Origin of the sequence: Brevibacterium sp. NPDC056726 (assembly GCF_042790515.1) — a bacterium.
Taxonomy (GTDB): Bacteria; Actinomycetota; Actinomycetes; order Actinomycetales; family Brevibacteriaceae; genus Brevibacterium; species Brevibacterium sanguinis.
Genome location: NZ_JBHTYZ010000005.1, coordinates 145,956 through 157,921, shown reverse-complemented (window position 1 = coordinate 157,921; position 11,966 = coordinate 145,956). Strand labels below are relative to the sequence as shown.

At 66.4% G+C, this 11,966-nt stretch carries 9 protein-coding genes and 2 tRNA genes; 10 read left to right on the top strand and 1 reads right to left on the bottom strand.

All coding sequences use genetic code 11. The annotated features are described in order from the left end of the window. Positions 1–513: 513 nt before the first annotated feature. From dnaN to ACFQ91_RS11925, 9 genes are all read left to right on the top strand, one after another. The gene (gene dnaN, locus ACFQ91_RS11965; RefSeq protein ID WP_171006973.1) at positions 514–1,653 is read left to right on the top strand and encodes a DNA polymerase III subunit beta; all 1,140 of its coding nucleotides are present in this window, start codon (positions 514–516) and stop codon (positions 1,651–1,653) included. Next, positions 1,654–2,808 carry a DNA replication/repair protein RecF gene (gene recF / locus ACFQ91_RS11960; protein ID WP_198500090.1) on the top strand — a complete coding sequence of 385 codons (1,155 nt, stop codon included), beginning with the start codon at positions 1,654–1,656 and terminating at the stop codon, positions 2,806–2,808. After that, positions 2,805–3,317 (top strand): DUF721 domain-containing protein, encoded by a 513-nt coding sequence (locus ACFQ91_RS11955; RefSeq protein ID WP_198500091.1) that lies wholly within the window; start codon positions 2,805–2,807, stop codon positions 3,315–3,317. Before recF ends, ACFQ91_RS11955 begins: the two co-directional genes overlap by 4 nt. A 190-nt stretch (positions 3,318–3,507) precedes the next feature. After that, entirely contained in the window at positions 3,508–5,505 is a 1,998-nt protein-coding gene (gyrB, locus tag ACFQ91_RS11950; protein ID WP_198500092.1) for a DNA topoisomerase (ATP-hydrolyzing) subunit B, read from the top strand. A 178-nt stretch (positions 5,506–5,683) separates the two neighbouring features. Continuing rightward, entirely contained in the window at positions 5,684–8,332 is a 2,649-nt protein-coding gene (gene gyrA, locus ACFQ91_RS11945; protein WP_211978518.1) for a DNA gyrase subunit A, read from the top strand. Then, positions 8,329–9,198, top strand: coding sequence for a DUF3566 domain-containing protein (locus tag ACFQ91_RS11940; RefSeq protein WP_249120965.1), 870 nt, complete (start codon positions 8,329–8,331; stop codon positions 9,196–9,198). The genes gyrA and ACFQ91_RS11940 overlap by 4 nt, the downstream gene beginning before the upstream one ends. Before the next feature lie 146 nt (positions 9,199–9,344). Continuing rightward, positions 9,345–9,418: transfer RNA gene (locus ACFQ91_RS11935), tRNA-Ile, on the top strand. A 151-nt stretch (positions 9,419–9,569) separates the two neighbouring features. Then, positions 9,570–9,642 (top strand) — tRNA-Ala (locus tag ACFQ91_RS11930). Positions 9,643–9,925: 283 nt separating this feature from the next. After that, positions 9,926–10,324: a VOC family protein gene (locus ACFQ91_RS11925; protein ID WP_211978517.1), complete on the top strand. Its 399-nt coding sequence runs from the start codon at positions 9,926–9,928 to the stop codon at positions 10,322–10,324. Positions 10,325–10,568: 244 nt separating this feature from the next. Here the strand turns inward: ACFQ91_RS11925 and ACFQ91_RS11920 are convergent, their stop codons facing one another. Continuing rightward, positions 10,569–11,354 carry an SDR family NAD(P)-dependent oxidoreductase gene (locus tag ACFQ91_RS11920; RefSeq protein WP_211978516.1) on the bottom strand — a complete coding sequence of 262 codons (786 nt, stop codon included), beginning with the start codon at positions 11,352–11,354 and terminating at the stop codon, positions 10,569–10,571. A gap of 92 nt (positions 11,355–11,446) precedes the next feature. On the opposite strand from ACFQ91_RS11920, the gene ACFQ91_RS11915 reads away from it, so the two are divergent. Continuing rightward, a complete protein-coding gene (locus ACFQ91_RS11915; protein WP_211978515.1) occupies positions 11,447–11,950 on the top strand; it encodes a MarR family winged helix-turn-helix transcriptional regulator in 504 nt (167 codons plus the stop codon). Positions 11,951–11,966 lie beyond the last annotated feature (16 nt).

Sequence of the window (11,966 nt, the reverse complement as noted above, 5' to 3'; positions counted from 1 at the left end):
ACCTGTGGATAAGTCTGGGGACAATCCGATCACAATGGGGATAACCCTGGGGACGAAGGCCGTCGAGCACGTGGACCGCTGTGAACTACACGCCTGTGCTTACCCAGGCCTCCCCGTCCGGTCATCCTGCGGTGCACAGGCGATCCACACCCTCGCCGAGGCGGCGATCCCCTGATCTCCGGCACCTCCCCGACCGTCGTCCACAGATTCCACAGGTGCTGATACTTCTGCTGTATCAACTCAAGGGGATAGGAGGGCGGACGCCATCGACTGCGCTCGGCGGACGGCTCGGCTACCGTGCGGTCACTCCGGAGGCTGAGGACTATTCGAACATCGCCTCGGCGATGATTCTCGGATCCGAGATCCGCGGTGGTGAGCACCGCCTCGGCGATCGTCCGGGCAGCCGTGACGACCACGCTCGGGTATCGGATCATCGGTTAGGCTGTGTACAGTTTTCCGAGCACCGTCAAGCCACAGTCGCGAGCACATCGGGTGATTTCCCGAAGGAGTGAAGTGAACGCCGAAGCAACCCCTCTGAAGTTCAAAGTCAATCGTGACGTCCTCGCCGACGCCGTGACCTGGGCGACCAAGACCCTCCCCAATCGGCCCTCCGCTCCCGTCCTCACCGGCATCCTCATCACCGCCGAGACCGGCGGCACGGTGCGCCTGGCCGTCTTCGACTACGAAGTCTCCTCCCGGGTCGAGATCTCCGCCGACGTCGTCTCCCCGGGCACCGTGCTCGTCTCCGGTCGACTCCTCGCCGACATCTCCAAGGCGCTGCCCAACCAGGAGGTCACCCTCGAACAGGTCGGGTCGAAGGTCGACGTCACGTGCGGTTCCTCGCGCTTCTCGCTGATGACGATGCCCGTGGCCGAATACCCGTCGCTGCCGCAGGTCCCCGACGATTCGGGCACCGTCTCCGCCGGGGAGTTCCAGAACGCCGTCTCGCAGGTCACGATCGCCACGTCGAAGGACGACACCCTGCCGATCCTCACCAGCGTCCGCGTCGAGATCGAAGGCGAGAAGGTCACCCTGCTGGCCACCGACCGCTACCGCCTCGCCGTCCGCGAATTCACGTGGAACCCGGGTCGCCCCGACGTCTCCGCGGTCGCCCTGCTGCGCGGCCGCACGCTCTCCGATGTCTCGAAGTCCCTCGGCGGGGATGTCACGATCGGCCTGAGCACGGATGCCGGCAAGGACCTCATCTCCTTCACCTCGGCGGGACGGGTGACGACCTCGCTGCTCGTCGAGGGCGAGTACCCGAAGGTCCGCTCGCTCTTCCCCGACTCCGTGCCGATCCACGCGATCGTCGAGACCGCGGTGCTGCGCGAAGCCGTGCGTCGCGTCTCCCTCGTCGCCGAGCGCAACACTCCGCTGCGCTTCGAGGTCAGTGACGGCATGCTCACCCTCCACGCCGGCACCGGCGACGACGCACAGGCCTCCGAGGCCGTCGAAGCCGTGCTCCAGGGCGAGCCGATCACCGTGGGCTTCAACCCGCACTACATCGCCGAGGGACTCGCGGCGATCGAGAGCCCCTACGTCAACTTCTCCTTCACCCAGCCGATGAAGCCCGTCATCATCTCCGGGCAGAAGGACCTCGACTCGTCGGCCGATGAGTCGTATCGCTACCTGCTCATGCCCACGCGCATCTGAATGTGGATATCCCGACTCTCGCTGCGTAACTACCGGTCGTATCCCGAGCTCGACCTCGAGTTCGGGCCCGGAGTCACCACCTTCGTCGCCGACAACGGCACCGGCAAGACGAACATCGTCGAGGCGATCGGGTATCTCGCGCATCTGCGCTCCCACCGGGTGGCGTTCGACGCCCCACTCGTCCACGAGGAGGCGAGCTCGGCCACCGTCTCCGCCCTCGTCAACCGCGGGACGCGGCATGCCGCCGTCGAAGTCTCCATCCAGGCCAAAGGCGCCAACCGCGCCCGGGTCAACCGCTCACCCGTGAGGATCAGGGAGATCCTCGGACTCGTCTCCGCCGTCGTCTTCGCTCCCGAGGACCTCGCCCTCGTGCGCGGCGAACCGGCCGAGCGGCGGTCGTGGATCGACACCCTCGTCGTCGCCCGCAATCCGCGCTTCGCCTCGGTGATCACGGACTTCGAGCGTGCCCTCAAGCAGCGCAACGCCCTCCTCAAGCGCCTCCGCGAGGACCGCGATCCCGGACTCGAGGCGACCCTCGACATCTGGAACATGGCCTACGCCGAGGCGGCCGCCGAACTCGTCTTCGGCCGGCAGAGGGTGCTCGCCGACATCGTCGACCCGCTCAAGGAGAACTTCGCCTACATCGCCGCCGACGCCCGCCTGGAGAGGCAGGGAGTGAGCGCGACCTACGACTCGCGCATCGACTACTCGCAGACCACCTCGGCGAGCGAGGCCCGCGAACTCCTCCTCGGCGCCCTCGAGCGGCGCCGGACGACGGAGATCGACCGCGGAGTCACCCTCCACGGCCCCGGACGCGACGACCTCTCCCTGATGATCGGCTCGCACCCGGCGAAAGGGTACGCCTCCCACGGTGAGACGTGGTCGCTCGCCCTGGCGATGCAGCTCGCCGGCTGGGATCTCCTCAGCGCGGACGCGGGATCGACCGCCGAACAGCCGATCCTCGTCCTCGACGACGTCTTCGCCGAACTCGACACCGGGCGACGCAACCGGCTGGCGGCACGGATCACCGCGGCCGAGCAGGTCCTCGTCACCGCCGCCGTCGACGCCGACCTGCCCGCGGGTCTCGATGGCGCGCGGATCGATCAGTCGACAATGCTCCGGACCGACGGCCCGGATGAGGAGCCCGCCTCATGAGCGGCATTCAACGCGACGAGGCGACCCCGGTCGCCGCCCTCGAAGCCCTCGACCGGGTGCGGCGGATGGAGGCGACCGAGGCGCGATTCGTCCGCAGTCGCCGCCGCTCCCGCATCCGCGCGGAGGTCACGTACACCTCGGCGGGCAAGGACCGACGCGATCCCACGGCGATCTCCTCGGTCCTCGGCGGACTCATCAGTTCCCGCGGCTGGTCGTCGTCGATCGACATCGGCAAGGTGCTCGGGCGCTGGCCCGACCTCGTCGGCGAACAGGTCGCCCGCCACTGCACTCCCGTCGACTTCTCTCCGCCGCTGCTCGTCATCGCCGCGGACTCGACGACCTGGGCCACGCAGCTGCGGGTGCTGCGTCCGACGATCCTTCGGGCCCTCGAGGCGGGACTGGGATCCTCGACGATCACCGAACTCGAGATCCGCGGGCCGGCCGGGCGGACCTTCAAGAAGGGCCGCCGCAGCGTGCGCGGACGCGGTCCGCGCGACACCTTCGGATAGAGGGAGATCGGCGATGTCGGCAGAATCAGCAGAAGGCCTGTAGCGGCGATAATCGGACCCGTCTGCGTCCGGGGGTACGTCTGCCGGGTCGAAAATCCCGATATGGACGTTTCTGTGCCGCTTGCGGGCATTTGTCAGCCGTGCGCGGTAGAATAGTGAGCTGATAACGTCCATTTGCACGAGGAGTCACATGACGACCGAGGAACAGCCCCATTACGACGCCGGGGACATCACGGTACTTGAAGGTCTCGAAGCGGTCCGCAAACGCCCTGGCATGTACATCGGGTCGACCTCGGAGCGCGGACTCCACCACCTCGTGCAGGAGATCGTCGACAACTCCGTCGACGAGGCGATGGCCGGATACGCCGACGACATCGACGTGACGATCCTCGCCGACGGCGGAGTGCGCGTGGCCGACAACGGCCGCGGAATGCCGGTGGCGATGCACCCGACCGAGCACAAGCCCACCGTCGAGGTCATCCTCACGATCCTCCACGCCGGCGGCAAGTTCGGCGGTGGCGGCTACGCGGTCGCCGGCGGCCTCCACGGCGTCGGCTCGACCGTCGTCAACGCGCTCTCCGAGCGCCTCGACGTCGAGGTCCTCCGCGACGGCTACCACTGGACGATGGACTTCCGCCGGGGCGTGCCCACCGGTGAGCTGCAGCGCGGGGAGCCGACGGACAGGACCGGCACGATCGTCACCTTCTGGCCCGATGCGGAGATCTTCGAGACCACCGACTTCTCCTACGAGTACCTGCGCGCGCGGTTCCAGCAGATGGCCTTCCTCAACAAGGGTCTGAAGATCAGGCTCATCGACGAGCGCCACGCCCAGGTCGACGACGACAATGTCCAGATCGACGAGGACGAAGAGGCCGACGCAAAGCCGCGCGAGGTCACGTACCAGTACGATCACGGGCTGCTCGACTACGTCGAATACCTCAACTCGGCGAAGAAGGTCGATCTCATCAACCCCGACATCATCGTCTTCGAAGCCGAGGAGACCTCCGAGACGCTCTCCCTGGAGATCGCGATGCAGTGGACGACGGCCTTCAGCGAGTCGGTCCACACGTATGCCAACGTCATCAACACGCATGAGGGCGGCACCCACGAGGAGGGCTTCCGCACCGCGCTGACCTCGCTCATCAACGGCTACGCCCGCGAGCAGAAGCTGCTGCGGGAGAAGGACCCCAACCTCACCGGCGATGACATCCGCGAAGGCCTCACCGCCGTGATCTCCGTCAAGGTCGGCGACCCGCAGTTCGAGGGACAGACGAAGACGAAGCTCGGCAACTCCGAGGTCAAGGGCTTCGTCCAGCGCGTCGTCCGCGACGAGCTCGGACACTGGCTCGAGTCGAACCCCGCCCAGGCCAAGGACGTCGTGCGCAAGGCGCTGCAGGCCTCGCAGGCCCGACTCGCCGCGCGCAAGGCCCGTGAGGCGACCCGGCGCAAGGGCCTCCTCGAGTCCTCGGGCATGCCCGGCAAGCTCAAGGACTGCCAGTCGAAGGACCCGAACATCTCCGAGGTCTTCATCGTCGAGGGCGACTCTGCCGGCGGTTCGGCCGTGCAGGGACGCAACCCGTTCACGCAGGCGATCCTGCCGCTGCGCGGCAAGATCCTCAACGTCGAGAAGGCCAGGCTCGACCGGGCACTCGGCAACAACGAGGTCCAGGCGATGATCACCGCCTTCGGCACCGGCATCGGCGAGGAGTTCGACCTCGACAAGCTCCGGTACCACAAGATCATCCTCATGGCCGACGCCGACGTCGACGGCCAGCACATCACGACGCTGCTGCTCACCCTGATCTTCCGGTACATGAAGCCGCTCATCGAACACGGCTACGTCTACCTCGCGATGCCGCCGCTCTACAAGATCAAGTGGTCGAACGCGCCCTACCAGTTCGCCTACACGGACAAGGAGCGCGACGCGCTGCTGGCCACCGGCAAGGCCGAGGGCAAGCGGCTGCCCAAGGAACAGGCGATCCAGCGCTACAAGGGCCTCGGCGAGATGAACTACGAAGAGCTGTGGGAGACGACGATGGATCCCGACACGCGTCTGCTCCGGCAGGTCACCCTCGACGACGGGATCGTCGCCGACGAGATCTTCACCGTCCTCATGGGCGACGACGTCGACTCACGTCGCCGCTTCATCCAGGAGAACGCGAAGGACGTCCGCTTCCTCGACATCTGAGCCGGCATGCGGATCCGGATGCCCCACCTCGGCGCCGGATCCGCACTCCTGCCACGCACATTCCATCCGCCGCCGTTCGCCACGGACCCCGCGCCTTCACGGGCGGGAGCGCTGCTCCCGCTGAGGGAGAGGGCACCGAGGCCAGAAGAACGGTCACGACACAAGGGAAGAGCCCACATTGGCTGACGATTTTGAAACCCCCACCGAGATCAACCGCGTCGAACAGGTCGATCTCAACCTCGAGATGCAGAAGTCGTACCTCGACTATGCGATGAGCGTCATCGTCGGGCGCGCGCTGCCCGACGTCAGCGACGGACTCAAGCCCGTCCACCGCCGCGTCCTCTACGCGATGTACGACGGCGGGTACCGCCCCGACCGCAACTTCTCCAAGTGCGCCCGCGTCGTCGGCGACGTCATGGGCCAGTACCACCCGCACGGCGACTCCGCGATCTACGACGCCCTCGTCCGCCTCGTCCAGCCGTGGACGATGCGCTACCCGCTCATCGCCGGACAGGGCAATTTCGGCTCACCCGGCGACGACGGGGCCGCAGCACCGCGGTACACGGAGTGCAAGCTCGCGCCGCTGGCCATGGAGATGGTCCGCGACATCGACGAGGACACCGTCGACTTCCAGCCGAACTACGACGGCCGCAGCCTCGAGCCCGTCGTCCTGCCCTCCCGGTTCCCCAACCTGCTCGCCAACGGCTCGGCGGGCATCGCGGTGGGCATGGCGACGAACATCCCGCCGCACAACCTCCGCGAGCTCGCCGCCGGCGCCCAGTGGCTCCTCTCCCACCCCGAGGCGACGAAGGAGGAGGCGCTCGAAGCCCTCCTCGGCATCGTCAAGGGTCCCGACTTCCCGCTCGGGGCGACGATCCTCGGCCACAAGGGCATCGAGGACGCCTACCGGACCGGCCGCGGATCGATCACCCAGCGCGCCGTCGTCGAGGTCGAGGAGATCCAGGGCCGCACGTGCCTCGTCGTCACCGAGCTGCCCTACATGGTCAACCCCGACACGCTCGCGGCGAAGATCGCCTCGTACGTCAAGGACGGCAAGGTCGCCGGCATCGCCGACCTCCGCGACGAGTCCTCGGGCCGCACCGGCCAGCGCCTCGTCATCGTCCTCAAGCGCGACGCCGTCGCGAAGGTCGTGCTCAACAACCTCTACAAGCACACCTCGCTGCAGGAGAACTTCTCCGCGAACATGCTCGCGCTCGTCGACAACGTGCCGCGCACCCTCTCGCTCGACTCGTTCCTGCGCCTGTGGGTCAAGCACCAGATCGAGGTCATCGTCCGCCGGACGAAGTTCCGCCTCCGCAAGGCCGAGGAGCGCGCCCACATCCTGCGCGGCTACCTCAAGGCCCTCGACGCCCTCGACGAGGTCATCGCCCTGATCCGCCGCTCCCCGTCCTCGGACGAGGCGCGGACCGGGCTGATGGAGCTCCTCGAGGTCGACGAACTCCAGGCCAACGCGATCCTCGACCTCCAGCTGCGTCGCCTCGCGGCCCTCGAGCGGCTGAAGATCCAGGAGGAGTCGGAGAAGATCGAGGCCCTCATCGCCGAGTACAACCACATCCTCGAAACGCCTGCGCGCCAGCGTGAGATCGTCTCCGAGGAGCTCGACGAGGTCGTCGACCGGTTCGGCGACGACCGCCGCACGAAGATCCTCGCCGGGTTCGACGGCGACGTGTCGATGGAGGACCTCATCCCCGAGGAGGAGGTCGTCGTGACGATCACGCGCGGCGGCTACGCCAAGCGCACCCAGTCGACCCTCTACCGCGCCCAGCATCGCGGGGGCAAGGGCATCAAGGGCGCTCAGCTGCGCGGCGACGACGTCGTCGAGCAGTTCTTCGTCACCTCGACGCACAACTGGCTCCTCTTCTTCACGAACACCGGCCGCGTCTACCGCGCGAAAGCCTATGAGATCCCTGAGGGTTCCCGGGACTCCAAGGGACAGCACGTTGCGAATCTCCTGGCACTTCAGCCGGGTGAGACGATCGCGAAGGTGCTCTCGATCCGCGACTACGACGAAGCCGAGTTCCTCGTCCTCGCGACGAAGTCCGGTGTCGTCAAGAAGACCCGCCTGAGCGAGTACGACTCGAACCGCACCGGCGGCGTCATCGCCATCAACCTGCGCGAATACAAGGGGGAGCCGGACGAACTCGTCTCCGCACGCATCGTCGGATCCGAGGACCACCTCCTCATGATCTCCCGCAAGGGCATGTCGATCCGCTTCGCAGCCGACGACGACTCGATCCGGCCGCTCGGCCGCGTCACCGGCGGTGTCACCGGCATGAAGTTCAAGGACGACGAGCTGCTCACCATGGACGTCGTCCAGCCGGGCACGTACGTCTTCGTCGTCACCGAGGGCGGCTACGCCAAGCGCACCCCGGTCGACGAGTACCGCGTCCAGGGCCGCGGCGGCCTGGGAATCCGAGTTGCGAAGATCACCGAGCAGCGCGGAGACTTGGTCGGAGGCCTCATCGTCGACGAGGGAGAAGAGGTCCTCGTCGTCATGGAGCGCGGTAAGGTGGTGCGATCGAATATCGACGAGGTTCCTGCGAAGGGACGCAACACCATGGGTGTGGTGTTCGCGAAGCCGGGCAAGAATGACCGTATCATCGCAGTAACCCGTGGACCCGAAACCGCAGTGGAAGACGAAGACGACGCCGAGGTTCCGGCACTCGAGGGCGCAGCTCCTCAGGCCGCGGCACCCGAGACCGAGGGTGCCCAGCCCGAGGGTGCTGCGACCGATGGTGCCGACACCGCCGGCGCAGAACCTGAAGGTCTGGACCCCGAGACCGGCAGCGAGGATGTGGAAGAGTGAGCGACAACAAGCAGTCAGGACCCGGCAAGATCATCCGCACATCGAGCGGATCGACCCGTCTGACCGCCGGTTCCGGCAAGAGCGAGACCGCTGCGAGCTCGGGTTCGTCCGGGTCCTCCGGTTCCGGCCGCTCGGGCTCCTCGGGATCGTCGAACAGCGGGCGCGGCGGTTCTGCGCCGCGCACCGGCACCTCGGCGAAGGCGGAGAAGTCCGCTGCCCCGGCGACGGAGAAGGCCACAGTCGTCGCTCCGCCGGCCCCGAAGGCCTCGCCCAAGCCCGGCCGCGCACCGTCGACGGGATCGGCACCCACCGCCCCGGCCACCTCGGCGAGCACGCAGACCGCTGACTCCCAGTCGACCGCCTCCCAAACCGCGGGCGGGACCGGCAGCGGTCCGGCCACCTCGGTGATGGGCAACGTCGCGAACACGGTGCGCGCAAGCTCCGGCGGCGTGAAGATGGGCGTGAAGAACATGGTCGACAACGGCAAGGGGAAGAAGCGGAAGGGTCCCCGGACCGTCCGCCTCACCGTCGCCGCCGTCGACCCGTGGTCGGTCATGAAGATGTCGTTCCTCATGTCCGTGGCCATCGGCATCGCGACGATCGTCGCGTTCGTCGTCCTCTGGATCGTCCTCCAGGCCACCGGCGTGATGAGCGGCCTGGAGGCGACGATGACCGAGCTCGCCGGCGCGGAGTCGGCTGAGCGGATCGTCGGCATCTTCGGCTTCGGCCGGGTCGTCGCCGCGGGCTTCATCATCGCGGTCATCAACATCGTCCTCATGACTGCGCTCTCGACGCTGGCGGCCTTCGTCTACAACATCGGCTCCCTCATCGCCGGAGGCTTCCACCTGACGCTCACCGACGACTGAGCTGAGTCTCAAATGACCGGTCTGAACTGACCGGTCCGGCAGCACAGGATCCGCGCGCCGGCACGCTGTGAGGCGTGTCACGGCGCGCGGATTTGTGCAGGGGATGCGCCGTTCGGTATATTTTTACTTCGGGTTCACCCCGAAAAGGGCCTATAGCTCAGGCGGTTAGAGCGCTTCGCTGATAACGAAGAGGTCCCTGGTTCAAGTCCAGGTAGGCCCACTTCCTTTCGAGGAGGATCATGAAGAAGTGGATTCTCTCCGGTCTCACCCTTGTGGGGCTGGGGGTGTTCTTCCGGTGGCGGCACACGAATCAGCGTGCCCAGGCCGAATGGTCAAAGCACACCGACTCGGTGTAGGGTGATAACCCACCTGGGGGTATGGCGCAATTGGTAGCGCATCTGCTTTGCAAGCAGAGGGTTAGGGGTTCGAGTCCCCTTACCTCCACTCGAGAGCAATTGAGACAGCACTCGCAGGCGTTGGCCCCGGACCTCTGGTTCGGGGCCTTCGTCGTGCCCGGGATGTGTCTGCTGCCCCAGCCCTTCTCGATACTGTTGCCGTCCTCGATACTGACTGTCATCCTCGATACCGGATCCCGTTCCGCAGAGACGATTCGTCTCCTTCCGACCCGTCTCGGGCGTCACACACAGCCGGAGTGAACTAGACTGCCCAGACCAGACTGCCCCGAACGGCGGACCATCCAGAGCTCAACGACGGAAGCGAGGAGGGCATGGAACGTGTGACCGGTATCGGTGGGGTCTTCTTTCGCGCTGAGCGGCCCGATGAGCTGACCGCCTGGTACGAACGGCATCTGGGAGTCGAGGCACCTCCCGAGACCTACGACACGCCCTCGTGGTGGCAGCAGTCCGGCCCGACCGTGTTCGCGGCCATGCCCGCGGACTCGGAGCATTTCGGTGGACCGGCCAAGACCTGGTCGGTGAACTTCCGCGTCGCCGACCTCGACCTGATGGTTTCGCAGCTGCGGCAGGCCGGGATCGCGGTGGACGTCGATCCGGAGACCTATCCCAACGGCAGGTTCGCGATCCTCACCGACCCGGAAGACAACGTCATCCAGCTCTGGGAACCGGCTGGCGCCGACGCATCCGGGGTGGCGACGGATCCGGAGTGAGGTCCCAGCCCAGGTTGCGTTCGCGCGACAGGCTCACCGTCGGGTGCTGCTCGGCTCCTGTCTGTTCCCTCGGTGCTTCCCCGCCCGGCGGTACCGGATACAGCCTCCGCGGAGGCCGCACGTCGGGGACGGACACACTGTGCGGCCTCAACTCATCCGCACGAGCGCTTGATCGAGCATCCGGACAGCGATGGACACGGTGCTCCCTGCGCCGCGCGTTGAACGAGTTGCATGGCGAGTGCACTCACGTCAGCGTCGTGAGGACGCCGCCGTCGACTCGCACCGCCGCTCCGTTGATCGCTGAGGAACGACGACCGGCGAGGAAGACCACCACGTCGGCGATTTCCTCCGGGTCGATGAAGCGTCCGAGCAGCGACGTCGGGCGCACGAGGCCGGATTTCAGCTGTTCGGTCGAAATCTCCCGTTCTGCCGCGATCTCCTCGATGCGTGCGGAAACCCCGTCAGAATAGGTCGGACCACCGAGAACGGTATTCACGGTCACCGCAGTGCCCTTGGTGAGTTTCGCGAGTCCGTTGCTCAGTGCCAGCGCCGCGGCCTTGGTCGTTCCGTAGTGGATCATATCCGCGGGCACATCGACGGCCGACTCGGTTCCGATGAAGATGATTCGGCCCCAATTCCGCGTGAGCATGCCGCCGAGGAGGGCCCTCGACAGCCGCACTCCGGCCATGAGGTTGACAGTGAGATACCGCGACCACTCATCATCGTTGATCGTCGTGAAGTCGGCGACGTCGAAGATCCCGGCGTTGTTGATGAGCACGTCGACCCCGAGGTCTCGGAGCCGGTCGAGGAGCCCTGATACCTCCACGCTTACGGCCAGATCGGCCGCACACCCGCTGATCGACGCTCCGGGCACCGCAGCACGGATTCGATCGATGGCCGCGTCGACTGCCGGTTCGGTGCGTCCGTGCACAATCACCTCGGCGCCGTCAGCCGCACACCCCACAGCGATGGCATGGCCGATTCCACGAGTCGACCCACTGATGAACACAGTTTTGCCCTGCAGACTCATCGTTGCACTCCCTGCCGCTCATTTACTTTCTCAGACAAGTAAAAACTAAGCGCGAATGGTTTCCTGGTCAAGTAATCGACTACTGTGGTCGGATGACCTCCGAGGAATCCTCAGATCTGCAGCGCGGCGGTCCCCTCTCGGGGTCTCAGCTCGAGACCTGGTCGGCCCTGGCCACAGTGCTCGAATGGCTGCCGCCGGTGCTCGATGCGCAGCTGCAGGAGAACTGGGGGATCAGCCACTTCGAGTTCGGCATCCTCTTCGCCCTGTCAGAAGCCGACGGGCACACGTTGCGAATGAGTGCCTTGGCCCGGTTTGCCAACAGCACTCTTTCTCGCCTCTCCCGTGCAGTCGCACGTCTTGAGAAGCGAGGGCTGGCAATCAGGAACGCCGATCCCGACGACGGTCGGGTCACCGTTGCGCGACTGACTGAGAGCGGCCTCGACATCGTCTCCGACGCGTCTCCGGCCCACGCCGAGCTGGTCCGTCGTCTGGTCTTCGATGCGCTCAGCGACGATCAGGCGATGGCGCTCCGGGACGCCAGCCTGAGAATCGCCGATGCCATCGACGCGGGTGCCGGTTGGCGTCCGAAACAGTGAGTTCGGCTCCCGCCCG

Bases quoted from the DNA above. Each gene is read 5' to 3' on its own strand.
- gyrB (WP_198500092.1), top strand. From the start codon at position 3,508: ATGACGACCGAGGAACAGCCCCATTACGACGCCGGGGACATCACGGTA.
- recF (WP_198500090.1), top strand. From the start codon at position 1,654: ATGTGGATATCCCGACTCTCGCTGCGTAACTACCGGTCGTATCCCGAG.
- ACFQ91_RS11915 (WP_211978515.1), top strand. From the start codon at position 11,447: ATGACCTCCGAGGAATCCTCAGATCTGCAGCGCGGCGGTCCCCTCTCG.
- ACFQ91_RS11925 (WP_211978517.1), top strand. From the start codon at position 9,926: ATGGAACGTGTGACCGGTATCGGTGGGGTCTTCTTTCGCGCTGAGCGG.
- ACFQ91_RS11955 (WP_198500091.1), top strand. From the start codon at position 2,805: ATGAGCGGCATTCAACGCGACGAGGCGACCCCGGTCGCCGCCCTCGAA.
- ACFQ91_RS11920 (WP_211978516.1), bottom strand. From the start codon at position 11,354: ATGAGTCTGCAGGGCAAAACTGTGTTCATCAGTGGGTCGACTCGTGGA.